This window comes from Streptomyces sp. NPDC046215 (assembly GCF_040646215.1).
Taxonomy (GTDB): Bacteria; Actinomycetota; Actinomycetes; order Streptomycetales; family Streptomycetaceae; genus Streptomyces; species Streptomyces stramineus.
In genome coordinates, this window is record NZ_JBEYZW010000099.1 from 1 (window position 1) to 25,156 (window position 25,156).

A 25,156-nucleotide genomic window follows, 5' to 3' on the forward strand; every position below is an offset into this window, starting at 1 on the left:
GTTCGGGCTGAGCTCAGCCCGAACAACCCGTCCGGGGGCACTTCCCAGCGGTAGCCGGGGGAGCTTGAGGACGCGCCCGCAGGCGGCAACGACGGGCCGCAGCCCAGGCCGCTAACCCAGCCGGCTGACGTCCCGCACCGCTCCCTTGTCCGCGCTGGTGGCCATCGCGGCGTACGCCCGCAGGGCCGCCGAGACCTTGCGCTCGCGGTTCTTCGGCGCGTACGTGCCGCCGAGGGCCGCGCGGCGGGCCGTGAGCTCGTCGTCCGGGACGAGGAGCTCGATCGAACGGGCGGGGATGTCGATCCGGACGCGGTCGCCGTCGTGGACGAGCGCGATGGCACCGCCCGACGCCGCCTCGGGCGAGGCGTGGCCGATGGACAGGCCCGAGGTGCCGCCGGAGAAGCGGCCGTCGGTGACCAGGGCGCAGGACTTGCCGAGGCCGCGGCCCTTGAGGAAGGACGTCGGGTAGAGCATCTCCTGCATGCCGGGGCCGCCCTTGGGGCCCTCGTAGCGGATGACGACGACGTCGCCTTCCTTGATCTCCTTGCGGAGGATCTTGTCGACGGCTTCCTCCTGGGACTCGCAGACGACGGCCGGTCCCTCGAACGTCCAGATCGATTCGTCGACGCCGGCCGTCTTCACGACGCAGCCGTCGGGGGCGAGGTTGCCCTTGAGGACGGCGAGCCCGCCGTCCTTGGAGTAGGCGTGCGCGGCGTCGCGGATGCAGCCGCCCGCCGCGTCGGTGTCCAGGGTCGCCCAGCGCTCGGACTGGGAGAAGGCGGTCGCGGAGCGGACGCAGCCGGGAGCCGCGTGCCACAGCTCGACGGCCTCGGCGGAGGGGGAGCCTCCGCGCACGTCCCAGGTGTCCAGCCACTCCTTGATGCCGGGCGCGTGGACGGTGTGCACGTCCTCGTTGAGGAGTCCGGCGCGGTAGAGCTCGCCGAGGATGGCGGGGATGCCGCCGGCGCGGTGGACGTCCTCCATGTAGTACGTGCCGCCGGGGGCGACGTTCGGCGCGACCTTGGCCAGGCAGGGGACCCGGCGGGAGACCGCGTCGATGTCCTTGAGGTCGTAGTCGAGCCCGGCCTCCTGGGCGGCGGCGAGCAGGTGCAGGATCGTATTGGTCGAGCCGCCCATGGCGATGTCGAGGGCCATGGCGTTGTCGAACGCGGCGCGGGTGGCGATGTTGCGCGGCAGGACGGACGCGTCGTCCTGCTCGTAGTAGCGCTTGGTGATCTCCACGACTGTGCGGCCGGCGTTCTCGTAGAGGGCCTTGCGGGCGGTGTGCGTGGCGAGGACGGAGCCGTTGCCCGGCAGGGACAGGCCCATGGCCTCGGTCAGGCAGTTCATGGAGTTGGCCGTGAACATGCCGGAGCAGGAGCCGCAGGTGGGGCAGGCGTTCTCCTCGATGCGCAGGACGTCCTCGTCCGAGACGTTCTCGTCGACGGCGTCGACGATGGCGTTGATGAGGTCGAGCTTGCGGACCGTGCCGTCGACGAGGGTGGCCTGGCCGGCCTCCATCGGGCCGCCGGAGACGAAGACGACGGGGATGTTCAGGCGCAGCGCGGCCATCAGCATGCCGGGTGTGATCTTGTCGCAGTTGGAGATGCAGATCAGCGCGTCGGCGCAGTGCGCCTCGACCATGTACTCGACGGAGTCGGCGATCAGGTCGCGGGAGGGCAGGCTGTAGAGCATGCCGGCGTGGCCCATGGCGATGCCGTCGTCGACCGCGATGGTGTTGAACTCGCGGGGCACCGCGCCCGCCGCCAGGATCGCGTCGGAGACGATCCGGCCGACCGGGGCGAGGTGGGTGTGGCCGGGGACGAACTCGGTGAAGGAGTTGGCCACCGCGATGATCGGCTTGCCGATGTCCGCACTCGCTACGCCCGAGGCCCGCATCAGGGCGCGGGCGCCCGCCATGTTGCGGCCGTGGGTGACGGTGCGGGACCTCAGCTCGGGCATCCTGCTCCACTCCTCGAAGTGTGTCAGCGCTGTGTCAGCGTCTTTCGAGCCTACGCCCGCGATCCAGGGTCCGGACAGGGTCTCCGCGATGTGAGACGGCTCTTTCGGGCGCCCCGCGCGTCAGCCAGGCGCTCCGGGGGCCGTCAGGTGGCGCTGGACCGCCGGGGCGACCATGGCGATGACCTGCTCGATGTCGGCCGAGGCGAGCGGTTCGACCTTGATCACATGGCGCAGCATGGCGACGCCCACCAGGTGGGCGGCGGCCAGCTCGGAGCTCAGCCGGGGGTCGGGGGTGTCGAGCTCGTCCGCGACGCGGGCCATGAGCCGCCGGGTGACGAGGTCGCGGAAGACGGCGGCGGCGGTCTCGTTGGCGACGGCGGAGCGGACGATCGCGAGGAGCGGCTCGCGGGTGGCCGGGTCCTCCCAGACGCCGAGGATGAAGCGGGTCAGCCGCTCGCCCAGCGCTTCCGGGCCGCCGTCGCGGACGACGGCCGGGGCCCGGAGGGCGGGGGCGAAGTCGGTCTCGATGGCGGCCGCGAAGATCTGTTCCTTGGGGCCGAAGTAGTGGTGGACGAGGGCGGGGTCGACGCCGGCGCCGCGGGCGATGGCGCGGATGGACGCCTTGTCGTACCCGCGCCCGGCGAATTCGGCACGGGCGGCGGTGAGGATGCGCTCGCGGGCTCCGGGGCCGGCGGCCGGGTCCGTACGGGCGGGCCGGCCGCGCTTCCTGGGGGCGGGCTCCGGGGCGGCGGCGGTCACGGGCGGGGGACGCGCGTCGGCGAGGCGAGGTGCAGCCGGGTGTAGGCCAGGGCCTCGGCGAGGTCGGCCTCGCGCTCGGCCGCGGACATCGCGCGGCGGGTGTTGACCTCGATCACCACGTGCCCGTCGAAGCCGCTCACAGCGAGCCGTTCGAGCAGCTCGGCGCAGGGCTGCTGACCGCGGCCGGGCACGAGGTGCTCGTCCTTGGCGGAGCCGTTGCCGTCGGCGAGGTGGATGTGGGCGAGGCGGTCGCCCATGCGGTCGATCATCTGGAGTGCGTCCGTACGGGCGGTCGCGGTGTGGGAGAGGTCGACGGTGAAGTGCCGGTAGTCGTCCTTGGTGACGTCCCAGTCGGGTGCGTAGGCGAGCATCTCGCGGTCGCGGTAGCGCCAGGGGTACATGTTCTCCACGGCGAAGCGCACGTCCGTCTCGTCCGCCATCCGCCAGATGCCGCGCACGAAGTCCCGGGCGTACGAGCGCTGCCAGCGGAAGGGCGGGTGGACGACCACGGTCGTCGCGCCGAGCTTCTCGGCCGCCGCCCTGGCCCGCTGGAGCTTGACCCAGGGATCCGTCGACCAGACCCGCTGGGTGATCAGCAGGCAAGGAGCGTGGACGGCCAGGATCGGCACCCGGTGGTAGTCGGACAGGCGCCGGAGCGCCTCGATGTCCTGGCTGACGGGATCGGTCCACACCATGACCTCGACACCGTCGTAGCCCAGGCGTGCGGCGATCTCGAAGGCCGTCGCCGTCGACTCGGGGTAGACCGAGGCCGTGGACAGCGCGACCTTGGCATCCGGGATGCGCACCACTGGCTCTGTCACGAAGGACAGCGTACGACCGCCTCTCCCGTGGCGGGGCGGGTGCCTCTTTTATTGGCTGATGCTTCTCCTGTGACCGGCGGGTGCCGTGGGGGTGGTGGGAGCGGGGATGTCACTCCGCCGGCAGGTGGTCCAGCCGGCTCAGGATGACGCCCTCGCGCAGGGCCCAGGGGCAGATGTCGAGCTCGTCCACGCCGAAGAGGTCCATCGCCGCCTCGGCGACGAGCGCGCCCGCCACCAGCTGGGGTGCCCGGCCCGCCGACACACCGGGGAGCCGGGCGCGCTGCGCGGAGGTCATCGCGGCGAGCCTGGGCACCAGCTCCTCCAGCGCCTTGCGGGAGAGGGTGCGTGGGGCGTAGGGGCCCTCGGCGGTGCGGGCGGCGCCCGCGATGCGGGCGAGCTGCTTGAAGGTCTTGGAGGTGCCCACGGTGCGGTCGGGGGCTCCGAGGCGGGCGAAGTCCCCGACGATACGGGCGATCCGGGCCCGGACGTGGCGGCGCAGGGCCCGGACGTCCGCGGGGTCGGGGACGTCGCCCGGGAGCCGGGTGTGGGTGAGCCGGCCGGCGCCCAGGGGCAGGGAGACGGCCCGGTCGGGTTCCTCGTCCATGCCGTGGGCGATCTCCAGGGAGCCGCCGCCGATGTCGAGAAGGAGGAGCTTCCCGGCCGACCAGCCGAACCAGCGGCGGGCGGCCAGGAAGGTCAGGCGCGCCTCCTCGTCGCCGGGCAGCACGGGCAGGGTGACGCCGGTCTCCTCGCGGACCCTGGCGAGGACGGCGTCGGCGTTGGTCGCCTCGCGGACCGCGGAGGTGGCGAACGGCAGGACTTCCTCGACGCCCTTGTCCTCGGCGGCCCGCAGCGCGTCCTGGATGACGGCGACGAGGCGGTCGACGCCGGCCTCGCTGATGGCGCCGCCGTCCTCGATGAGCCCGGCGAGGCGCAGCTCGGTCTTGTGCGAGTGGGCGGGCAGCGGGCAGGCGCCGTGATGCGCGTCCACCACCAGCAGGTGGACCGTGTTCGAACCCACATCGAGGACACCGAGTCTCATGGCCTGAACGCTACTGCCGCCGACGGCGCATAGGCTGGTGGGGTGGCAAAGACGAAGAAGGCGAAGCCGGGCAAATCCCTCGGCGAGACCTCACAGACCTCCAAGACCTCCCGGCCGGCCGGGGTCTCCGACGAGGTCGGACTCGACTTCGCCCGGGCCTGGGTCGAGTTCCCCGACCCCGCCGACGACGAGCAGATCTTCCGCTGCGACCTGACCTGGCTCACCTCCCGCTGGAGCTGCATCTTCGGCAGCGGCTGCCAGGGCATCCAGGCCGGACGCGCCGACGACGGCTGCTGCACGCTGGGGGCGCACTTCTCGGACGAGGACGACGAGCAGCGGGTCGCCGGGTACGTGAAGCGGCTGACGCCGGAGATGTGGCAGTTCCACGGCGTGGGCACCGACAGCGGCTGGACGCAGCTCGACGAGGACGGCGAGCGGCAGACGCGCCGCTGGCAGGGCTCGTGCATCTTCCAGAACCGGCCGGGCTTCGCGGGCGGCGCGGGCTGCTCGCTGCACATCCTGGCGCTCAAGGAGGGCCGCGAGCCGCTGGAGACCAAGCCGGACGTGTGCTGGCAGCTTCCGGTGCGGCGCACCTACGACTGGATCGACCGGCCGGACGACACCAGGGTGCTGCAGATCTCGATCGGCGAGTACGACCGCCGCGGGTGGGGCCCCGGGGGCCACGATCTGCACTGGTGGTGCACGTCCGCGACGTCCGCGCACGGTGCGGGCGACCCGGTGTACGTGACGTACGCGCCGGAGCTGAAGGAACTGATGGGCAAGAAGGCGTACGCGCGCCTGGTCGAGCTCTGCGAGGAACGACTGGCGTCGCTGCTGCCGATGGCTCCGCATCCGGCGGACGGGGGCGCGGGGCGCTGACGCCCGTTCAGCCGGCGCCGGTACGGACATGAGCTCTGCCGACCAGGCGGGCGTGGTCCGGCCACGGGCGCTGGGCGGGGCCGGCTCTCGGGCCGCGGCGTGAGCACGAACCCTCGCACCCTCGAACCCTCGGGCCGTCCGGCCGCACGGCCTCAGCCGGGTGGCGGCGTGGGGGCCGGAGCCGACGGCTGGGGGTCCGCCGGGGGTGGGGGCGGCGGGGGCGGTGACGGTGCGGGGGTGGCGCCGTGGCCCTCGATCGTCACGGCGGAGCCGCCCGGTGCCACGGCCACCCGCGCGCTCCAGCGGCCCGCGGGCTCGCTCGCCCGGTCGACCTGGACGACGACCGTGAGGGACTGCCCCGGTTGAAGCACCCCGCCGGTGCGGCTCAGGCGCAGCCAGGGCGCGCTGGTGGTCATCGACCAGACGACCGCTTCCCCGCCGCTCGCCCGGAGCGTGATGAGGGTGCTGCTCCCGCTCGGCTGTGCCTCCACCGTCAGCCGCCCCGGGCCCGGGGCGGGCGCCGGTGGCGGGCCGGGCAGCGGGGTGCCGCTGCCGGACGGCGCGGGTGCGGCGCTGCCGGGGGGCGGGGCCGGCACGGGCCTGCCGTCGGGGCCGATGACCGCGACCGAGACGTCGGCGAGCGGGCGGCCGGCCGCGGTGTGCGTGCCGAGGGACCGGTGGGTCGGGCCGCTGCCCTGGTAGGGGTGCCGGCCCACCTCGGTCTCCTCCGCGGTGACGGAAGCGGTGTCCTGTCCCTCTCCTGTCGCGGGCGCCCCCTTGTAGGCGGCCCACAGCGCCAGGAGGGGGGCCGCGATGACGGTGGCGACGACGGTGGTCGTCACGGCCCGGCTGCGGAAGCGGCTGCGGCGTGCGGCCCGGTCCTTGGGCTCCAGGGGGTAGCCGCGCCGGTCGAAGCGCGGGGCCGGGGGCGCTGCGGACCCGCGCTGTTTGCCGGCGTCCAGGGCGCTGAGCATGGCGGCGTGCACGGCGGCCGCCGGTGCCTCGATGACGGGGAGGGCCGCGGACGAGGCGGCCGTGCCCGGCCAGGGCTCGCCGGCGGTGGCCCGCTCGGCGGTGCGCCGGCAGTCGGCGCAGTCGTCGACGTGCCGGACCAGCTCCCGGCGGAGGGCCGCGCCGAGCAGCACCTGGGTGTCGCCGGTGAAGCGGGCGACGACCGGGCAGCGGCCGGACTCCACGACGGCCAGCGCGGTGCGGGTCCGTTCGACTTCGCAGGCGGCGCTGGACAGCAGGGTCCGGGCGGTGTCGGCCTCCATCCTGAGCACGGCCGCGACCTCCTGGGCGGAGAGGCCGTGGCGGACGGCCAGTTCGAGCCCTTCGCGCTGTTCGGCGGTGGTTCCGGCGGCTTCCGGCCAGGCGAGGAGGGCCAGCTCCCTGCGGCGGCGCTCGTCCGTGGAGGCCGAGGACGAAGCCGGGGACGAAGAAGACGGAGCGGGGGCGGGGGTGGCGGGCTCCGCCGCCCTGGTGCCCTTCTCCATGAGCCTGCGCAGGCAGGCCCAGCGGGCGAGGGCGTACAGCCAGGAGCGGCGCGGCTCGTCGCCGGCCGGGGCGCGGTCGGCGCGGCGCTCCGCGAGGGCGAGGACCTCGCCGAGCGCGGCGGTGGCGGCGTCGTGCTCGCACAGCACCGACAGGCAGTAGGTGAACAGCCCGTCGAGGTACGGCTCGTACGGGAGAGGCGGCCGCTGCACGAGGGTGTCCTGCTCCGTGCGGGCCGCGCGCGGCGCACCGCGGTCCGCACGGTGCGCGCCGGTGGCATGCGTGGGGTGCTCGGGCCTCCTGGTCATCATCCCGGCGACGGTAAGGGGATGATGGGCCCTCGCCCTCGCTGCGGGCGCAGGTTTAACCCATTCGGGTGACGTTCTCCCTCAAAAGGGGACAGGAATAAGACATTCCGCAGGTGACGGCGCCCGCACCGGTCGCATCGCGGGGGAACCGGGGCACCTCGCCGGAGGGACCCGTTCCAGGGTGTGCGGACGGCCGGTTCCGCCCCCCGGGGCCCCTGCGGGCCCCGCTCGGGCGCCGGCTTGTCAGTGGCCACCGCTACGGTGGCCCCCATGGCTGCCCGAACCTCTCGCTCGTCCGCCAAGGACCGGCCCTCCTACCGCTGCACCGAGTGCGGCTGGACCACGGCCAAGTGGCTCGGCCGCTGCCCCGAGTGCCAGGCGTGGGGCACGGTCGAGGAGTACGGCGCGCCCGCCGTGCGCACGACGGCGCCGGGCCGGGTCACCTCGGCGGCCGTGCCCATCGCGCAGGTCGACGGCCGCCAGGCCACCGCCCGCGGCACCGGTGTGGACGAGCTGGACCGGGTCCTGGGCGGCGGGCTGGTGCCCGGCGCCGTGGTCCTGCTCGCCGGTGAGCCCGGTGTCGGCAAGTCCACCCTCCTGCTGGACGTGGCGGCGAAGGCCGCCTCCGAGGAGCACCGCACCCTCTACGTGACGGGTGAGGAGTCCGCGAGCCAGGTCAGGATGCGCGCCGAGCGGATCGGCGCCCTCTCCGACCACCTCTATCTGGCGGCGGAGACGGATCTGTCCGCCGTCCTCGGCCACCTCGACACCGTCAAGCCCTCCCTGCTGATCATGGACTCGGTCCAGACCGTGGCCTCGCCCGAGATCGACGGCGCGCCCGGCGGAATGGCCCAGGTGCGGGAGGTGGCCGGCGCCCTCATCCGCGCGTCCAAGGACCGCGGCATGGCCACGCTCCTGGTCGGCCACGTCACCAAGGACGGAGCCATCGCCGGCCCCCGGCTGCTGGAGCACCTGGTGGACGTGGTGCTGAGCTTCGAGGGCGACCGGCACGCCCGGCTGCGCCTGGTCCGCGGCGTGAAGAACCGCTACGGCGCCACGGACGAGGTCGGCTGCTTCGAGCTGCACGACGAGGGCATCACCGGGCTGACGGACCCCAGCGGCCTGTTCCTGACCCGGCGCGACGAGCCCGTCCCGGGCACCTGTCTGACGGTGACCCTGGAGGGCCGCCGGCCGCTGGTGGCCGAGGTGCAGGCGCTCACGGTCGACTCCCAGATCCCCTCTCCCCGCCGCACCACCTCCGGTCTGGAGACCTCCCGGGTGTCGATGATGCTCGCCGTCCTGGAGCAGCGCGGCCGCATCACCGCGCTGAGCAAGCGCGACATCTACAGCGCCACGGTCGGCGGGGTGAAGCTCTCCGAGCCGGCCGCCGACCTCGCCATCGCCCTGGCCCTGGCCAGCGCGGCCAGTGACACCCCGCTGCCGAAGAACCTGGTGGCCATCGGGGAGGTGGGCCTGGCGGGCGAGGTCCGGCGGGTGACGGGGGTCCAGCGGAGGCTGGCGGAGGCGTCCCGGCTCGGTTTCACCCACGCCCTGGTGCCCAGCGACCCCGGGAAGGTGCCCGGCGGCATGCGGGTGATCGAGGTCGCGGACATAGGCGAGGCGCTTCGAGTGCTGCCCAAGCGGGTACCCCGGGAGAATCGGCGCAAGGCCGGGGCGGACTTCCGGCCGGAAGAGAGCCCCGGCCGGACCCGGGCCGAACCGGAGGGAAGCCCTCTTTAATAGGCTGGACGCCGGAATACGCCAGTAGACTTTGCCCTGGTCTCGCCCGTACGTACGGAACAGCAGGGCGGCCTGCGGCACCGTTGACCTTGCGACCGGAGGAGTGCAGTGGCAGCCAATGACCGGGCATCGGGCCCCGGCAAGGCCGGGGGAAGCTCCGCTGCCGACGGTCTGATGCGCGCTTCGCTGAGCGCCGTCGCGCCCGGCACGGCCTTGCGTGACGGCCTGGAGCGCATCCTCCGCGGCAATACCGGCGGGCTCATCGTCCTCGGCATGGACAAGACGGTCGAGTCGATGTGCACCGGCGGTTTCGTCCTCGACGTGGAGTTCACCGCCACCCGGCTGCGCGAGCTGTGCAAGCTGGACGGCGCCCTGATCCTCGACAAGGACATCACCAAAATCGTGCGGGCGGGCGTCCAGCTGCTGCCGGACGCCTCGATCCCCACCGAGGAGACGGGCACCCGGCACCGCACCGCGCAGCGGGTGTCCATCCAGTGCGGCTTCCCCGTCGTCTCGGTCAGCCAGTCGATGCGGCTGATCGCGCTGTACGTGGGCGGTGAGCGGCGCGTCCTGGAGGAGTCCGGGGCGATCCTCTCCCGCGCCAATCAGGCCCTGGCCACCCTGGAGCGCTACAAGCTCCGGCTGGACGAGGTCGCCGGCACCCTCTCCGCCCTGGAGATCGAGGATCTGGTGACCGTCCGGGACGTGACGGCGGTCGCGCAGCGCCTGGAGATGGTCCGCAGAATCGCCACCGAGATCGCGGAGTACGTGGTCGAGCTGGGCACCGACGGCCGGCTGCTCTCGCTCCAGCTGGACGAGCTGATCGCCGGTGTCGAGCCGGAGCGCGATCTCGTCGTGCGGGACTACGTGCCCGAGCCGACCGCGAAGCGCACCCGCACGGTGCCGGAGGCGCTGACAGAGCTGGACGCCCTCTCCCACAGCGAGCTCCTCGAACTGCCGATCGTGGCGCGTGCCCTCGGTTACAGCGGCTCCCCCGAGACGCTGGACTCCGCGGTCTCCCCGCGCGGCTACCGGCTGCTGGCCAAGGTGCCGCGGCTGCCGGGCGCCATCATCGAGCGGCTGGTCGACCACTTCGGCGGGCTGCAGAAGCTGCTCGCGGCGAGCGTGGACGACCTCCAGACCGTCGACGGCGTGGGCGAGGCCCGGGCCCGCTCGGTCCGCGAGGGGCTCTCGCGGCTGGCGGAGTCCTCGATCCTCGAGCGGTACGTGTAGCCCCGCGCACCGTCCGGTGTACGGCAACGGGTCCGCGGCCTTCCCGGCCTGCGGACCCGTCGTGTTTTTCCGTGCCCGGTTCAGCTCTTGTCGAGCGCGAAGGTGAACTTCTCAGTGACCCCAGCCACCTTGACCTCGACCCGGTAGGTGCCGGCGCCCGCCGTGGTGTCACCGGAAGGTGTGGCGCAGCGCGCGGCGCTGCGCTTACGGTCCCACTCCAGGGTGCGCTTGGTCTCACCCGAACCGGCGAGCTCCACGAGGACGGCGCCGGTGCCCCGGGGGCAGTCGGCGGAGGACCACACGTGGTCGTCACCGCTGGTGATCTTCAGGACGGCCGCGGTGGCGCCGAAGTTCACCTTGCAGGCACTGCTGCCGGTGTTCTTCACGACGATCTCGAACGTGGGCTTCTCGTCGGGCTTGTAGGTGTCCTTCACGCTGCGGACCGTCAGGCGCACGGCCCCTGACGCGCAGTCGGGCAGGGGCGAGGCGGGCGGGACGACCTTCCCCTCGCCGGTGCCCAGGGCGCCCGCGCCACCGCCGGAGCCGCCCGCGCCGCCGGTGCCGGCACCGCCGCTCGCGGAGCCTCCGCCGCCGGAGCCGCCCGTGCCGCCGGGCTCGCCGCTCCCCCCGGTGCCGGAATCGCCTCTGCCGCCCGGGCGTTGGCTGTAGTGCGGGCCCGACGGGGCGGGGCCGGGCGTGATGGTGGTCTCGGCCGGGCCCTTTCCGTTGGAGCCCTTGCCTTGGTCATCGCCGGAGCCGCCGCCGTCCCCGAAGGTGACGATCCACAACACCAGCAGAACGAGAAGGCCGAGCAGGCCAAGCGCAACTGCCCTCCGCCGCCAGTAGATGGAGGAGGGAAGCGGCCCGATCGGATTGCGCAGTGATCCCACGCGAAGACTCTACGAGAGATCGGGCAGGGCACCAGCCCATACCCGCCGGGTGGGTGCCTACTTTTCTCATCATCTGCCCGCACCGGGGCGCTATTCCGTTGTCGGCACCTGACGAAAGTCCGGTGATACGCCTGCCGATCGCCCGGTGTGGCCCGGGGGTGACGGTCCGTACGGTCCTTGAACCATGGACAACGATCTCTCCCGTGACATCACCTCGTTCGCGCACTCCACTCCCGGCCGGGCGCACTCCTGCACGGAAGTCGGTACGGAGGCAGGGCTGTTGCTGGCCGTGGCCGTCACGGTGTGGTGGCACGCTCGGCGTGCGGGGGCGCGTCAGGGGGCGCTCGTCAGGGCGTGGACCGCGGCCGCGCCGCCCGGACGCCGGGCCCGCGCGACCGGTACACGGCAGTGCCCCCGCTCGTCAGGCCGAGCGGGTCCACTCCGTGCGGTGGCCGAAGCCCTGGCCGTTGTCGATCACCCGCAGCCAGTCGGGGCGCAGCTCCCACAGGTCGGTGCGTTCCATCGCCTGCCTGAGCCGCTCGTTGTGGTCGACGTACGGGAAGCGGGCGGTGTACGTCCGCCAGCCGGTCTCGCGATCCGCGCCCTCCAGCCGGCGGCAGGTGCCGCGGCCCTGAATGCCCGTGAGGGCGGTCCAGACCTGGCCGTCGCGCTGGACGGTGAACGCGGCGCGCGGGTCCCCGGCGAGGAGGGCACGGCCGTGACGGGTGGTGGTCGAGGTGACGAAGAGCAGGTTGGGGCTCTGGCCGGTGGGCTCGCCGACGGCGTAGAGGACGGCGCACGCCTGGGGTCCGTCCTCGTCGGTGTAGGCCAGGGTCATGGTCGTGTGCGCGTCGAGGGCCGCCCGGATCTCTCGGGGCGGCCGGTTCTCCGTCTCGCTCATGATCCCATTCCACCCCGCTCAGTCGCCGGTGACCAGTCCGGCCTCGTCCGCATTGATCGCGGCCCGGACCCGGTAGCGGCCGGCCAGGGGAAGACGGCGCTGAAGAGCAGCGTGCCGATCAGAACCAGCCATTCGATCACGGGGTCGGAGCCGCGGGCGGCGACGAGGGCCGTGCCCGCCGCCCGCGGTGCCCGCGAAGGCCCGGAGCGCCGGTCCCGGCCCGGCCGAGCGGCGGCCCAGCAGGTAGCCGAGAACGGACAGGGCGGGCCCGTAGGAGAGCGTGAACAGGGACGGCGAGGCGGCCAGGCCCGGGCCCGCCACCGCCGGGAGCGCCACGGCCGGCCGGGAGCCGGAGAGGGCGACGGCGGCGGCGAGCACGGCCGCCCCGCCCGCGTGCACCGCCCCGGGCCGGGGGGGCGTCCCGTGACGACGGCGGGCGCGGCGAGCCCCGCCCGCAGCAGGGTGTCCGGCAGAGCCCTGGTCAGGGCCGTGGTGCGTCTCACCGGGCCGACGCCACGAGCAGCGGGCCGGGCGGCGCCCCTGCCGAAAGTCAGGGCCCCGGGCCCGGCGCGTTTCTTCCCTGTCGGCCCCTCATGCCAGGATCGAAGGGCCATGACTGTGACTGAGACGCCCGTCCCGCCGCTGCACGACCCCGTCATCGACTGGTTCGACGAGCACGCCCGCGATCTGCCCTGGCGCCGCCCCGAGGCGGGGGCGTGGGGCGTGATGGTCAGCGAGTTCATGCTCCAGCAGACGCCGGTCGCCCGGGTGCTGCCGGTGTACGAGCAGTGGCTCGCCCGCTGGCCGCACCCCGCGGACCTCGCGGCCGAGCCGCCCGGTGAGGCGGTCCGCGCCTGGGGCCGGCTCGGTTACCCGCGGCGCGCGCTGCGCCTGCACGCCGCCGCCTCGGCGATAGCGGAGCTGCACGGCGGCGAGGTGCCGCGGGACCACGCGCAGCTGCTCGCGCTGCCGGGCGTCGGCGAGTACACGGCCGCCGCGGTGGCGTCCTTCGCGTACGGGCAGCGGCACGCGGTCCTCGACACCAACGTCCGCCGGGTCTTCGCCCGCGCGGTGAGCGGGGTGCAGTACCCGCCGAACGCGACGACGGCCGCCGAGCGGAAGCTGGCCCGCGCGCTGCTGCCGGACAGCGAGCCCGTCGCCGCCCGCTGGGCCGCCGCCACGATGGAGCTCGGGGCTCTGGTGTGCACGGCCCGCACGCCCGTCTGCGCGCGGTGTCCGATCGCGGCCCGGTGTGCCTGGCGGGCCGCCGGCGCACCGGCGCACGACGGGCCGCCGCGCCGTGGCCAGACGTACGCCGGTACCGACCGGCAGGTGCGGGGCAAGCTGCTGGCCGTGCTGCGGGACGCCGTCGGTGCGGTGCCGCAGGCGGCGCTGGACGCGGTGTGGGAGGAGCCGGTGCAACGGGCCCGCGCGCTGGACGGGCTCGTCTCGGACGGCCTGGTGGAGCCGCTGCCGGACGGGATGTACCGGCTGCCGCTCGCCTAGCCGGCGGGGCGCGTGGGTACACCACCGCTGCGCGGCGGTGTCCTCACCCTCAGTGTCAGCCGGCCCCCGCGGCGTAAAGCTGATGAACGCCGTGTGGGGCTGAGGAGACGTCTGACGAGGATGTGAAGGCGCGGGGCCCCGCTTGCGCCCTATTTCATCGCCTTTCCGTTGCCTCTGTTACACAACCTATGGACAGCTGTGTACCAGCCGAAGGGCTCCTGCACATCACGCCGCAACAGCTCCTCCGTAGCGTCCTACCCGTGCTGGAGGACCACCAGCGTGACGCGGGGAACGCAAGCGGAATGGAGGCTGCAAGATGGCCAGCAGCGGCAAGGTTCTGGACTTCGAAGAGTACGTGCGCAACCGTCAGGACGCCCTCCTGCGCAGCGCCCGCCGTCTCGTTCCGGACCCCATCGACGCGCAGGACCTCCTCCAGACCGCGCTGGTGCGCACCTACGGCCGCTGGGACGGCATAGCGGACAAGTCGCTGGCCGACGCCTACCTCCGCCGCGTCATGATCAACACTCGTACGGAGTGGTGGCGTGCCCGCAAGCTCGACGAGGTGCCCACCGAGCAGCTCCCCGACGCGAGCGTCGAGGACGGCACGGAGCAGCACGCCGACCGCGCCCTGCTGATGGACATCCTCGGGGTCCTGGCGCCCAAGCAGCGCAGCGTGGTCGTGCTGCGACACTGGGAGCAGATGAGCACCGAGGAAACCGCGGAGGCGCTCGGCATGTCGACCGGCACGGTCAAGAGCACGCTGCACCGGGCCCTCGCCCGGCTGCGTCAGGAGCTGGAGAGCCGCGATCTGGACTTCCACGCCCTGGAGCGCAACGAGCGGGGGCAGGAACGGTGCGCAGCCTGAAAAAGGCGGCTTCCACCAGGCCGGCACTGATCACCGGCGGCACGGTCACCGCGCTGGCCGCGGCCGCCGGTCTGCTGCTCGCCGGCTGTGAGAGCGGCACCGAGGGCGTGCGCAAGGAAGGCACCGCCGAGAGCCAGAGCCGGCCGACGGCGAAGGCGAGCCGGCTGCCCTCGGCGCCCGGCATACCCGCCCTGGCCAAGGTCGACGCCATCAAGCTCGTCAAGAGCGACCCGAAGGTCGGCGACGCGGTCAAGCGGAACCTGAAGCCCTGTGTGAAGAACCAGTACCCGGTGGACGTGATCTACGGGCAGCTGACCGAGGGCCCGCGCAACGACGTCGTCGTCAACGTCATGAACTGCAGCGATTCCGTCGGTGTCGGTTCCTATGTGTACCGTGCCAAGGGCGACACGTACGAAAACGTGTTCGCTGTCGAGCAGTCGTCCGTCTATGCCGACATCGACCGCCACGACCTGCAGGTCAGCCGGGAAGCCCCCAGCGATCAGTCCTGCTGCGCGGCGGGGCAGGATGTGCTGACGTACCACTGGTCGGGCGACGCGTTCCGGGAGACCAGCCGTACGCACACGGACTACGGCCGGGTCGGCAACAACAGCAAGGGTGAACCCCCGAGCGTGGGAACGGAGGGCTAGGAGCAGCGTGGCCGATACGCATGTGCTCTTCGTCGAGGACGACGACGTCATCCGCGAGGCGACCCAGTTGGCGCTGGAGCGGGACGGCTTCGAGGTGACCGCGGTGCCGGACGGGCTGCTGGGGCTGGAGAAGTTCCGCGCCCGCAGACCGGACATCGCGCTGCTCGACGTCATGGTGCCGGGGCTGGACGGGGTCAGCCTGTGCCGCCGGATCCGTGACGAGTCGACCGTGCCCGTGATCATGCTGTCGGCGCGTGCCGACTCCATCGACGTCGTGCTCGGCCTGGAGGCCGGGGCCGACGACTACGTCACCAAGCCCTTCGACGGCGCCGTGCTCGTCGCCCGGATCCGGGCCGTGCTGCGCCGTTTCGGGCACGCCAGCGGCTCGGGCGGCGGCGCCGGGGCGGCCGACGAGCCGGAGCCCCTCGAAGGCGGCGTGCTGCGCTTCGGCGACCTGGAGGTCGACACGGAGGGCATGGAGGTCCGCAAGGCGGGCGAGCCCGTCGGCCTGACCCCCACCGAGATGCGGCTGCTGCTGGAGTTCTCCGCGGCGCCGGGCACCGTGCTCTCGCGCGACCGGCTGCTGGAGCGCGTCTGGGACTACGGCTGGGGCGGTGACACCCGCGTCGTGGACGTCCACGTGCAGCGGCTGCGCGGCAAGATCGGCCAGGACCGGATCGAAACCGTGCGCGGCTTCGGCTACAAGCTCAGAGGCTGACCCTTGCGATGGTGACCCGCCGGAACGCCCCGTGGTGAAGCTCGCCCTCCGCACCGGGCTGCGCTGGAAGGTCAGCCTCGCCATCGCCGGTGTCAGCGCGCTCGTGGCCGTGGCCCTGAGCCTCGTCGTCCACAACGCGGCCCGGGTCTCCATGCTCAACAACGCCCGCGACGTGATGGACTCCCGCGTCCAGGCGGCCCAGACCTACTACGACAGCACCCGCCGCCTGATGCCCCACGCCAAGCTGAACGACCCCCGGCTGCCGCAGGAGCTCCGGGACGCGGCGGCCCTGGGGCAGCGCGCCACGTACCTGCAGAAGACCGACAGCAGCGGCACCCTGGAGGTCTGGGCCTCGGTACCGACCCGCAACGGCAAGATCCTCTCGATCCACAACAAGTACCAGGACCGCTTCTCGATCCTCGGCGAGCTGGACAAGACGCTGATCCTCGGCTCGGTCTCCGTCGTGCTCGGCGGCTGCGCCCTGGGCATCCTCATCGGCGGCCAGCTCTCCCGGCGGCTGCGCAAGGCCGCCACCGCCGCCCGCAGGCTCGCGGACGGCGAGGGCGACGTGCGGGTGCGCGAGGCCATCGGGGGGCGGGTCCGCGACGAGACGGACGACCTGGCGCGCGCGGTCGACGGCATGGCCGAGGCGCTCCAGGACCGGCTGGAGGCCGAGCGGCGCGTCACGGCCGACATCGCGCACGAGCTGCGGACACCCGTCACCGGCCTGCTCACGGCCGCGGAGCTGCTGCCTCCGGGCCGCCCCACCGAGCTCGTGCGGGACCGGGCCCAGGCCCTGCGCACCCTCGTCGAGGACGTGCTGGAGGTCGCCCGGCTGGACGGCTTCGCGGAGCGGGCGGAGATGCAGGACATCCAGCTCGGCGAGTTCGTGCTGCGCCGGGTGCGGATCGCCGAGCCGGAGGCCCGGGTCAAGGTCGTGCGCGACGCGTACGTCTCGACCGACCCGCGCCGGCTGGAGCGCATCCTCGGCAATCTCCTCGCGAACGCCGCCAAGCACGGCAAGGCGCCCTTCGAGGTCAGCGTCGAGGGGCGGGTGCTGCGCGTGCGGGACCACGGGCCCGGCTTCCCGGAGGAGCTGCTGCTGGAGGGGCCGAGCCGGTTCCGTACGGGCAGCAAGGACCGGGCGGGCAAGGGCCACGGCCTGGGGCTGACCATCGCGGCCGGGCAGGCGCGGGTGCTGGGTGCCCGGCTGAGCTTCCGCAACGCGGATCCGGAGCTGGAGGGGGACAGCGGCGCGATCGCCGTGCTCTGGCTGCCGGAGTCGTCCCCGACCTCCACCGGGAGCTTCCCGGTCATCCAGGTGCCCGACTGAGGGCCCGCCGACTGACCGGTCGGGGACCACGCGAACGGGCCCGCCCGGTCCGCCCCGCGCTCTCTGCGGGGACGGACCGGGCGGGCCCGTTGGGGTTTGCTGCGGCGACCTCGGTCAGAGGTTCTCGCCGCGGGCGCTCAGGAACGCGCGGGGCTCGACGGCGGTGCCGTAGTTCGGGGTCGTACGGATCTCGAAGTGCAGGTGGGGGCCGGAGGAGTTTCCGGTGGAGCCCGACAGGCCGATCTCCTGGCCGGTGGTGACGGCCTGGCCGACCCGCACCTTCACCTGCGAGAGGTGGGCGTACTGCGAGTACGTGTTGTTGTCGTGCTTGATGACGATGGCGTTGCCGTAGGCCGGGCCGTCGCCGCCGCCGTTCGGGCCGGCCTTCACGACCGTACCGCCGTGCACGGCCTTCACGGACGTACCGGTGTTCACGACCAGGTCCTGGCCGCTGTGCTTGCTGGCCCACATGGCACCGGCCTTACCGAAGGGCTGGCCGACCTGGTAGCCCTCGACGGGCGAGACCCAGGCGTCGACGCGCTTGCGCGAGGCCTCGGCCTTGCTGCGGGCCTCGGCGGCGCGCTTGGCGGCCTCCTGCTTGGCGCGGGCGGCGTCCTTGGCGGCGGCCTTCAGCAGCGTGTCGGCCTGCGCGTTCAGCGCGTCGTCCAGCGCCGCGACGGAAGCGAAGGCCGGGATCTGCGCCTGCGAGGTGGTGTCGGCAGCGAGCGCCGCACCGGTTCCGAGCGCGACCGTGGCTCCGAGCCCGGCGGCCACGACGGCGGCGCGGGAACGCAGGACGGACGTGCTCGAATTACGGAGAGCGGCGCGCTTCGACATAAGGAAAAACCTCCAGGCAAGAATGGGTCCCGGCTGCGGGCCGGGATCGCCATACCTTGGTAACCCGCATTCCCCGTGCTGCCAAGGAAGCCCGCTACTAACGCACCCCGTAAAAGGGCGGAGGGTATTTGGCCCCTGATCCGGGCCCGCCGCGGGCCCGGATAAGGAATTTGCCGGGGCGCCTTTCCTACTAAGCGGCTCCGTATGTGACGCACGCCCTGTGCGCGGCATCACCGCGGAGGGACTTTCGACCTTGCCCGTTTCGGGACCAACGGCCCCGCCCCGGCGGTACGCTCCCGGCACCGGCACGGCCACACCTCAAGCCCCGGGGGGCACCGCGATGGGCAACGACTCCCGCCACTCCCACCTCGACGACATCGAGCTCGCGGACGCCGTCCAGGCCGTCCGGGACGGCCTGATCAGCGCGGCGGCCCGGGGCGCGGGCCAGGAGGTCGTCTTCGACGTCGGCGAGATCGCCATGGAGTTCACCGTCGAGATCCGCAAGGACGCCAAGGGCTCGGGCGGGGTGAAGGCGTGGGTCGTCAGCGCGGACGCGGAGGCGTCCCGCGGCTCGACCCGCACGCACACGGTGTCCTTCACGCTCACGCCCAAGGACGCCCGCACCGGCGGCGGGCTGCGGGTGGGAAATCAGCGGCCGGGCGGCGTTTCCCGCTTCGGCACCGGCGGGCAGTGATCTTTAATTCGCCGGCGGCGCGGCCGGCTCACCGCGGTACCGAGGAATGCTGATCAACGTCCGCATTCACGGCCTGCCGGCCGGTCCCCCTGCTTGGCGCCGAATCCCGCGCGCACTGTTTCAGTGATCGCCGAAATACGAAAAGGGGTCGGCCCCGGAACCGTCCTACGGTTCCGGGGCCGACCCGGGTGCTGTCTATCGCCTCGGGCGCTTACGCGTCCTTGGAGAGGTTCGGGCCCGCGCCACCGGCGGCGGACTCGATCGGCGGGGTGTCCGGCAGGGTCGCCTTCTCCTCGCCGCGGAAGGTGAACTTCTTGTTCTCACCCTCGCCCTCGGTGCCGACGACCACGATGTGGCCGGAACGCAGCTCACCGAAGAGGATCTTCTCCGAGAGGATGTCCTCGATCTCGCGCTGGATCGTGCGGCGCAGCGGGCGGGCGCCCAGGATCGGGTCGTAGCCCTTCTTCGCCAGCAGCGACTTGGCCTCGGAGCTCAGCTCCAGGCCCATGTCGCGGTCCTTGAGCCGCTCGTCCACCTTGGCGACCATGAGGTCGACGATCTGGATGATGTCTTCCTCGGTGAGCTGGTGGAAGACCACCGTGTCGTCGACACGGTTGAGGAACTCGGGCCGGAAGTGCTGCTTGAGCTCTTCGTTGACCTTGGCCTTCATCCGCTCGTAGCCGGTCTTGACGTCGCCCTGGGCGGCGAAGCCCAGGTTGAAGCCCTTGGAGATGTCCCGGGTGCCGAGGTTCGTCGTCATGATGATGACGGTGTTCTTGAAGTCGACGACCCGGCCCTGGGAATCGGTCAGACGACCGTCCTCCAGGATCTGCAGCAGCGAGTTGAAGATATCCGGGTGGGCCTTCTCGACCTCGTCGAAAAGAACGACGGAGAACGGCTTGCGGCGCACCTTCTCGGTGAGCTGGCCGCCCTCTTCGTAACCCACGTATCCGGGCGGGGAGCCGAAGAGGCGCGAGACGGTGTGCTTCTCGCTGAACTCCGACATGTCGAGGGAGATCAGGGCGTCCTCGTCACCGAAGAGGAATTCGGCGAGCGTCTTGGACAGCTCCGTCTTACCGACGCCGGACGGGCCCGCGAAGATGAAGGAGCCGCCGGGGCGCTTCGGGTCCTTGAGGCCCGCACGCGTGCGCCGGATCGCCTGGGAGAGCGCCTTGATGGCGTCCTTCTGGCCGATGACGCGCTTGTGGAGCTCGTCCTCCATGCGCAGCAGGCGGGAGGACTCCTCCTCCGTGAGCTTGAAGACCGGGATGCCGGTGGCCGTGGCCAGGACCTCGGCGATCAGATCGCCGTCGACCTCGGCGACGACGTCCATGTCGCCGGCCTTCCACTCCTTCTCCCGCTTGGCCTTCGCGGCGAGGAGCTGCTTCTCCTTGTCGCGGAGCGAGGCGGCCTTCTCGAAGTCCTGCGAGTCGATCGCGGACTCCTTGTCCCGGCGCACGTCGGCGATCTTCTCGTCGAACTCGCGGAGGTCCGGCGGCGCGGTCATCCGGCGGATGCGCATGCGGGAGCCGGCCTCGTCGATCAGGTCGATCGCCTTGTCCGGCAGGAAGCGGTCCGAGATGTAGCGGTCGGCCAGCTGGGCGGCCTGGACCAGCGCCTCGTCCGTGATGGACACGCGGTGGTGGGCCTCGTAGCGGTCGCGCAGACCCTTGAGGATCTCGATGGTGTGCGGCAGCGAGGGCTCGGCGACCTGGATGGGCTGGAAGCGGCGCTCGAGAGCGGCGTCCTTCTCCAGGTGCTTGCGGTACTCGTCCAGCGTGGTGGCGCCGATGGTCTGGAGCTCGCCCCGGGCCAGCATGGGCTTGAGGATGCTCGCAGCGTCGATCGCGCCCTCGGCGGCGCCCGCACCCACCAGGGTGTGGAGCTCGTCGATGAACAGGATGATGTCGCCGCGGGTGCGGATCTCCTTGAGAACCTTCTTCAGGCGCTCTTCGAAGTCACCGCGGTAGCGGGAGCCGGCGACCAGCGCACCGAGGTCGAGGGTGTAGAGGTGCTTGTCCTTGAGGGTCTCGGGCACCTCGCCCTTGACGATGGCCTGGGCCAGGCCCTCGACGACCGCCGTCTTGCCGACGCCGGGCTCGCCGATGAGGACCGGGTTGTTCTTGGTACGGCGGGACAGCACCTGCATGACCCGCTCGATCTCCTTCTCGCGCCCGATGACCGGGTCGAGCTTGGATTCGCGGGCGGCCTGCGTCAGGTTGCGGCCGAACTGGTCCAGGACGAGCGAGGTCGAGGGCGTGCCCTCGGCCGGGCCGCCGGCCGTGGCCGCTTCCTTGCCCTGGTAACCGGAGAGCAGCTGGATGACCTGCTGCCGCACCCGGTTCAGATCGGCACCCAGCTTGACCAGGACCTGGGCGGCGACTCCCTCGCCCTCCCGGATCAGGCCGAGCAGGATGTGCTCCGTACCGATGTAGTTGTGGCCGAGCTGGAGGGCCTCGCGGAGCGACAGCTCCAGGACCTTCTTGGCACGGGGCGTGAAGGGGATGTGGCCGGACGGGGCCTGCTGCCCCTGCCCGATGATCTCCTCCACCTGCTGGCGGACCGCCTCGAGCGAAATCCCGAGGCTCTCCAGGGCCTTAGCGGCGACACCCTCACCCTCGTGGATCAGGCCCAGGAGGATGTGCTCGGTGCCGATGTAGTTGTGGTTGAGCATCCGGGCTTCTTCCTGAGCCAGGACGACAACCCGCCGCGCACGGTCGGTGAACCTCTCGAACATCGTTAATCGCTCCTCAGAGCGGTCAGGCAGTAAGGGGTCGGTCCCCTCCCTGTCCTTCCGCAGCTTAGTCCCGCAAGCGGGGACCGCTCATTCCAACTGCCGACATCCGTCCGGATCACCCCCACAACGGCGGGGAAACCTCCTGCCGAACAGCCGACAAATGCTCCAACCCGATGGTGGGAGACGATGTTCCCGCAGGCCAGGCATATACGCTCTCCACCACTACGCCCATGGCGAACGCACCCTCCCCCCGACACGCCCGCCTGTAGCCCTGCCACCGCCCCCGGCGACGCGCTCCGTGCGTTGTCGGCGTTGTCGCACCGCCTCTTTCCCATCGGGAATGTCTTACCCGCAAGCCCGGACAGTCCATGCGGCGCAGGCCCCCCGCATCCGCTACGGGCGAACACCCGCGCGCCCTCCGAAGCGCCTGTGCGCCCCTGGTTTCTTATACAGAGTGTTCCCGAGTACCAACTCTGCGTAACCTCTTGGGGATTCCACAGTTGCACCACGTATGACCGTCGCCCTCCCCCGCCCCTGCGGCTCCGCGTCTCCATGGTGCCAGGCACGTCGGTGGTACGAGCACGAACTGCGCTGGCCCACCACGGGCGGGGAGCCCGTGGAACTGCTCACCGGAGTCCGCTTCGACGTGCTGGACCTGCCCGCCGACGCCGGTCTCGCGGTGCTCGGGCGGATCGCGCGGACCGGACCCGTGGCCCACGACCTACGGGCGCGCAGAATGCGCTTCCTGATCGCCGCGGGCGGCGCGGACGAGCTGCCGGGGCTGCTCGACTGGCTGGAGTGGGGCGGGGTGGCCCTGGATCTGACCGCGCTGGGGCCGGGCGGCCGGATCGTGGCACCCGTGCCCGTCGGCGGGGACCGCGGGCACTCCGGGGCGTCCGGCGCGGGGAAGGCCGTATGGGTACGGCCTCCCGAGCCGGGGGGTGAGGTGGAGCCGACGCTGCCGGTGACCGGCCTCGGGGGCGATGGGGGCGCCCCCGATCTCGTACGGCTCGTGAGCGCGGCGGCCACGGAGTGCCACCGGGCCCGGCTGCTGCGCGCCGGGCAGGCGCGCACGCGTCAGCCGGCGGGAGATCAGCCGTTGGCCTTCTCGTACGCCTCGCGGATGTCGGCGGGCACCCGGCCGCGGTCGTTCACGCTGTAGCCGTTCTTCTTGGCCCAGGCGCGGATCTTCGCGGTGTCGGGGCTGCCGCCGGTGGTGGCGCGCACCTTGCTGCGGCCGGCCGCGGCGCGGCCACCCGTACGACGGCCACTCTTGGTGTACGGCTCCAGCAGGCCCCGCAGCTTGTCCGCGTTGGCCGTGGTGAGGTCGATCTCGTAGGTCTTGCCGTCGAGCGCGAACGTCACGGTCTCGTCCGCCTCGCCACCGTCGAGGTCATCGACAAGAAGGACCTGAACCTTCTGTGCCACGGGGAATCCTTTCAGTGGAAAATGGGATTACGGAGGAATAGCAAACCGCCTTTCCCGGAAAAACACAAACCCCCCGGGAAGGTTCAGCCCGCCTTCCGCGTGGGAAGCCTCCCTTCCGGAGCCATGTGATAGGGGCGCGATTCGGACATAGGGACCGCGATCACAGATGCAGAAGCATCCGGCTGTTGCCAAGGGTGTTCGGCTTCACTCGTTCGAGACCCAGGAACTCGGCAACACCCTCGTCATAGGAACGCAGCAGCTCGCTGTAGACATCACCGTCCACCGGCGTCTCACCGATCTCCACGAAGCCGTGCTTCGCGAAGAAGTCCACTTCGAAGGTGAGGCAGAAAATGCGCCGCACGCCCAGCCAGCGTGCCGTCTGCAGCAGCTTGTCCAGTACCAAGTGGCCGATCCCACCGCCCTTGACGTCGGGGTCCACGGCGAGAGTGCGCACCTCCGCGAGGTCTTCCCACATCACATGGAGAGCGCCGCAGGCGATGACGGCGCCGTCCTCGTCCCGCTCGGCGACCCAGAACTCCTGGATGTCCTCGTAAAGAGTGACCGTGGCTTTGTCGAGGAGGATGCGCTCACGAACGTACGTGTTGATGAGGCGGCGCACCGCCGGAACATCGCTGGTCCGGGCGCGGCGGACGGTGACGACTTTCGATAGGGCGGCCATGACGGGACGCTATCGCCCCGCGGGCCCCGCGGTGTCGGCGGGCCCGTCGAGTTGCACCACCCGGATCGCGTCGCGCAGGGCCTCGCGTTGTTCGGCGGACATCATCCCGAAGAAGGCGACGAGGGCGGCCGCGGGGTTGTCGCTGACGGACCACGCTTCGTTCATCAGTGCGGCCGAGTAGGCGGCCCGGTTGGAGACCGCCTCATATCGATAGGCGCGGCCTTCCGCTTCCCTGCGTACCCAGCCCTTCTGATACAGGTTGTCCATTACGGTCATGACGGTCGTGTAGGCGATGGACCGTTCCTGTTGAAGGTCTTCCAGGACTTCTCGAACAGTGACCGGCCGGTTCCAGTCCCACACGCGCGTCATGACGGCGTCTTCCAGATCACCCAGGCGTCGAACCACACGCGAATAATAGTGGGAGATGTCTAGAATGCCGGTTTATTACGGCAGCAAAAAGGGCGCACGGCCGAGAAATGCACTCTCGGTCCGTGCGCCCTGCGGGCGGGGTGCGCCCAACCGGTCGGCGCGCGCCCGCGCGGGAAGTCAGGCGGGGTTGCCCTTGGCTGCCTGCCGGGCACTCTCCGCACTCGCCAGCGCGGCATCGACGGCGGCGTCTTCCTTCGCCTTGTTCGCACCGCCCTGACTCTTGACGATCGTCACGATCAGGGCGGTGAATGCCACCGCCATGACCACGGGCGGGACCAGCGCGGCGACATAGTCCATGGCCGTCGGCTCCTTCTGGATCGGGATTTCGAGGTTGCCTGAGCGACCCGTCCAGATTACGCCCGTATCAGGCGGGTCGGGCCTGGGGGTCGCGCGTGGCGGACGGCGGGGCGGGCTTGCGCCGGGGCGGGAAGACCTCGCCCGGCGTGGGAATGGGCCGGTCGGTCCCCGGCCCCGGCGGGCGGGCCGGGGGCTCGGGCTTGTCCGGGGCGGGCTTCGGCTCGGGCTCGGGCTTCTTCGCGCCCGCCCCGTTCTCGCCGGTGGCCGCGGTCGCCGCCCGGCCGCCCTGAAGGGCGAGCAGGTGGATGCGGCGCGTCCGGGGCCGGGCCCGGGGCAGCGGGCCCGCGACCGTACGGCCGGCCAGGCGGGCCCGGACGCCGAGCTCGGCGAGGTGCTCGCAGTGGCGCAGCAGGGCGCGGCGGCGCTCGGCCTCGGGCGCGCCGGAGGGCGCGGAGCACAGCGCGCGGAGCGCGGTGAGGTCCTCCGCGCCGGGCCGGTAGCCCGCCGTCAGGGCGTCCTGGAGCCGCTGTGTGTAGCCCGTGGCGGTGCCGGGCAGGGCGGCGCGGTAGCGGGCGAGGTCGGCAAGGAGGAAGGCCCGCAGCCGGCCGCCTTCGCGGGCCGCCTCGTCGACCGCTTCGGCGAGCCGGAGGCAGTCGCGCACCTCGTCGTCGCGGTCGGGGCCGGGGCCGCCGGTGACGGATTGGGGGTGGAGGGCGATGGCGAGGGCTCGGCGCAGCACGCGCAGTTCGTCCGCGCTGAACGCCATGCCGCCGCGTGATCCATAGGGCGTGGGCATGGGCCGACTTTAAGTGCTAAGCGGACAAATTTCGCTTAGCTGAGGTTTTCGGGCGTGGCCAAGCGCCGGACGGGCTGATTTCAGCCCGTCCGGCGCTTGAGGACGCGCCCGCAGGGCGCTGAAGTTCGAGTCCGGCGGGGATCAGCTCGTGCGGCCCTTGG

Annotated in this window: 25 protein-coding genes; 10 read left to right on the top strand and 15 right to left on the bottom strand. The window is 72.1% G+C overall.

The window, feature by feature from the left end:
- Positions 1-111 precede the first annotated feature (111 nt).
- From ilvD to ABZ951_RS29245, 4 genes are all read right to left on the bottom strand, one after another.
- Entirely contained in the window at positions 112-1,962 is a 1,851-nt protein-coding gene (ilvD, locus tag ABZ951_RS29230) for a dihydroxy-acid dehydratase (RefSeq protein ID WP_344097872.1), read from the bottom strand.
- A 120-nt stretch (positions 1,963-2,082) separates the two neighbouring features.
- Positions 2,083-2,721: a TetR family transcriptional regulator gene (locus tag ABZ951_RS29235; RefSeq protein WP_344097873.1), complete on the bottom strand. Its 639-nt coding sequence runs from the start codon at positions 2,719-2,721 to the stop codon at positions 2,083-2,085.
- A complete protein-coding gene (locus ABZ951_RS29240) occupies positions 2,718-3,542 on the bottom strand; it encodes a sugar phosphate isomerase/epimerase (RefSeq protein ID WP_344097874.1) in 825 nt (274 codons plus the stop codon). The genes ABZ951_RS29235 and ABZ951_RS29240 overlap by 4 nt, the downstream gene beginning before the upstream one ends.
- 109 nt (positions 3,543-3,651) lie before the next feature.
- Positions 3,652-4,584, bottom strand: a complete 933-nt coding sequence (locus tag ABZ951_RS29245) for a Ppx/GppA phosphatase family protein (RefSeq protein WP_344097875.1) — start codon at positions 4,582-4,584, stop codon at positions 3,652-3,654.
- Positions 4,585-4,626: 42 nt separating this feature from the next.
- Here ABZ951_RS29245 and ABZ951_RS29250 point away from each other — a divergent pair, with 42 nt between their 5' ends.
- A complete protein-coding gene (locus ABZ951_RS29250) occupies positions 4,627-5,463 on the top strand; it encodes a hypothetical protein (protein WP_344097877.1) in 837 nt (278 codons plus the stop codon).
- 152 nt (positions 5,464-5,615) lie between these two features.
- Here the strand turns inward: ABZ951_RS29250 and ABZ951_RS29255 are convergent, their stop codons facing one another.
- Complete coding sequence (locus tag ABZ951_RS29255) at positions 5,616-7,268, bottom strand: sigma-70 family RNA polymerase sigma factor (RefSeq protein ID WP_361281097.1); 1,653 nt, start codon at positions 7,266-7,268, stop codon at positions 5,616-5,618.
- Between the two features lie 267 nt (positions 7,269-7,535).
- On the opposite strand from ABZ951_RS29255, the gene radA reads away from it, so the two are divergent.
- Together radA and disA are read left to right on the top strand one after the other, a co-directional pair.
- Positions 7,536-9,005 carry a DNA repair protein RadA gene (gene radA / locus ABZ951_RS29260; protein WP_344098076.1) on the top strand — a complete coding sequence of 490 codons (1,470 nt, stop codon included), beginning with the start codon at positions 7,536-7,538 and terminating at the stop codon, positions 9,003-9,005.
- Between the two features lie 108 nt (positions 9,006-9,113).
- Positions 9,114-10,238, top strand: coding sequence for a DNA integrity scanning diadenylate cyclase DisA (gene disA, locus ABZ951_RS29265; RefSeq protein ID WP_344098075.1), 1,125 nt, complete (start codon positions 9,114-9,116; stop codon positions 10,236-10,238).
- An 80-nt stretch (positions 10,239-10,318) separates the two neighbouring features.
- Here disA and ABZ951_RS29270 read toward each other — a convergent pair whose 3' ends face one another.
- The 3 genes from ABZ951_RS29270 to ABZ951_RS29280 all read right to left on the bottom strand — a co-directional run bounded on the left by ABZ951_RS29270 (position 10,319) and on the right by ABZ951_RS29280 (position 12,407).
- Entirely contained in the window at positions 10,319-11,128 is an 810-nt protein-coding gene (locus tag ABZ951_RS29270; protein WP_344098074.1) for a hypothetical protein, read from the bottom strand.
- A 421-nt stretch (positions 11,129-11,549) separates the two neighbouring features.
- On the bottom strand, positions 11,550-12,029 hold the full coding sequence (locus ABZ951_RS29275; RefSeq protein ID WP_344098073.1) for a pyridoxamine 5'-phosphate oxidase family protein: 480 nt from the start codon (positions 12,027-12,029) through the stop codon (positions 11,550-11,552).
- A gap of 18 nt (positions 12,030-12,047) precedes the next feature.
- A complete protein-coding gene (locus tag ABZ951_RS29280) occupies positions 12,048-12,407 on the bottom strand; it encodes a hypothetical protein (RefSeq protein WP_361281102.1) in 360 nt (119 codons plus the stop codon).
- 234 nt (positions 12,408-12,641) lie between these two features.
- On the opposite strand from ABZ951_RS29280, the gene ABZ951_RS29285 reads away from it, so the two are divergent.
- The 5 genes from ABZ951_RS29285 (at position 12,642) to cseC (ending at position 17,098) form a co-directional block, all read left to right on the top strand.
- Entirely contained in the window at positions 12,642-13,535 is an 894-nt protein-coding gene (locus tag ABZ951_RS29285; protein ID WP_344095352.1) for an A/G-specific adenine glycosylase, read from the top strand.
- A 316-nt stretch (positions 13,536-13,851) separates the two neighbouring features.
- On the top strand, positions 13,852-14,400 hold the full coding sequence (locus ABZ951_RS29290) for a SigE family RNA polymerase sigma factor (protein WP_087926908.1): 549 nt from the start codon (positions 13,852-13,854) through the stop codon (positions 14,398-14,400).
- Positions 14,388-15,047: a hypothetical protein gene (locus ABZ951_RS29295; protein ID WP_344095355.1), complete on the top strand. Its 660-nt coding sequence runs from the start codon at positions 14,388-14,390 to the stop codon at positions 15,045-15,047. The genes ABZ951_RS29290 and ABZ951_RS29295 overlap by 13 nt, the downstream gene beginning before the upstream one ends.
- A gap of 7 nt (positions 15,048-15,054) precedes the next feature.
- Positions 15,055-15,765 carry a two-component system response regulator CseB gene (gene cseB / locus ABZ951_RS29300; protein WP_344095357.1) on the top strand — a complete coding sequence of 237 codons (711 nt, stop codon included), beginning with the start codon at positions 15,055-15,057 and terminating at the stop codon, positions 15,763-15,765.
- 31 nt (positions 15,766-15,796) lie between these two features.
- Positions 15,797-17,098 (top strand): two-component system sensor histidine kinase CseC, encoded by a 1,302-nt coding sequence (cseC, locus tag ABZ951_RS29305; RefSeq protein ID WP_344095359.1) that lies wholly within the window; start codon positions 15,797-15,799, stop codon positions 17,096-17,098.
- Between the two features lie 114 nt (positions 17,099-17,212).
- Here the strand turns inward: cseC and ABZ951_RS29310 are convergent, their stop codons facing one another.
- Positions 17,213-17,935 carry a M23 family metallopeptidase gene (locus ABZ951_RS29310; protein ID WP_344095361.1) on the bottom strand — a complete coding sequence of 241 codons (723 nt, stop codon included), beginning with the start codon at positions 17,933-17,935 and terminating at the stop codon, positions 17,213-17,215.
- 340 nt (positions 17,936-18,275) lie between these two features.
- On the opposite strand from ABZ951_RS29310, the gene ABZ951_RS29315 reads away from it, so the two are divergent.
- Positions 18,276-18,629 (top strand): trypco2 family protein, encoded by a 354-nt coding sequence (locus ABZ951_RS29315; protein ID WP_344095363.1) that lies wholly within the window; start codon positions 18,276-18,278, stop codon positions 18,627-18,629.
- Between the two features lie 211 nt (positions 18,630-18,840).
- On the opposite strand, the gene ABZ951_RS29320 is transcribed toward ABZ951_RS29315, so the two are convergent.
- Positions 18,841-21,366 (bottom strand): ATP-dependent Clp protease ATP-binding subunit, encoded by a 2,526-nt coding sequence (locus tag ABZ951_RS29320; RefSeq protein WP_344095365.1) that lies wholly within the window; start codon positions 21,364-21,366, stop codon positions 18,841-18,843.
- A 511-nt stretch (positions 21,367-21,877) separates the two neighbouring features.
- Between ABZ951_RS29320 and ABZ951_RS29325 the strand changes: the two genes are divergently transcribed.
- Complete coding sequence (locus tag ABZ951_RS29325) at positions 21,878-22,528, top strand: SCO3374 family protein (protein ID WP_344095367.1); 651 nt, start codon at positions 21,878-21,880, stop codon at positions 22,526-22,528.
- On the opposite strand, the gene ABZ951_RS29330 is transcribed toward ABZ951_RS29325, so the two are convergent.
- The 5 genes from ABZ951_RS29330 to ABZ951_RS29350 all read right to left on the bottom strand — a co-directional run bounded on the left by ABZ951_RS29330 (position 22,459) and on the right by ABZ951_RS29350 (position 24,995).
- Positions 22,459-22,794: an Lsr2 family protein gene (locus tag ABZ951_RS29330; protein WP_344095369.1), complete on the bottom strand. Its 336-nt coding sequence runs from the start codon at positions 22,792-22,794 to the stop codon at positions 22,459-22,461. The genes ABZ951_RS29325 and ABZ951_RS29330 overlap by 70 nt on opposite strands.
- A 160-nt stretch (positions 22,795-22,954) precedes the next feature.
- A complete protein-coding gene (locus ABZ951_RS29335; protein WP_344095371.1) occupies positions 22,955-23,473 on the bottom strand; it encodes an amino-acid N-acetyltransferase in 519 nt (172 codons plus the stop codon).
- 9 nt (positions 23,474-23,482) lie between these two features.
- A complete protein-coding gene (locus ABZ951_RS29340) occupies positions 23,483-23,878 on the bottom strand; it encodes a BlaI/MecI/CopY family transcriptional regulator (RefSeq protein ID WP_344095373.1) in 396 nt (131 codons plus the stop codon).
- Between the two features lie 141 nt (positions 23,879-24,019).
- Positions 24,020-24,199, bottom strand: a complete 180-nt coding sequence (locus ABZ951_RS29345; RefSeq protein ID WP_344095375.1) for a hypothetical protein — start codon at positions 24,197-24,199, stop codon at positions 24,020-24,022.
- Between the two features lie 67 nt (positions 24,200-24,266).
- The gene (locus tag ABZ951_RS29350; protein WP_361281112.1) at positions 24,267-24,995 is read right to left on the bottom strand and encodes a hypothetical protein; all 729 of its coding nucleotides are present in this window, start codon (positions 24,993-24,995) and stop codon (positions 24,267-24,269) included.
- Positions 24,996-25,156: the final 161 nt, after the last annotated feature.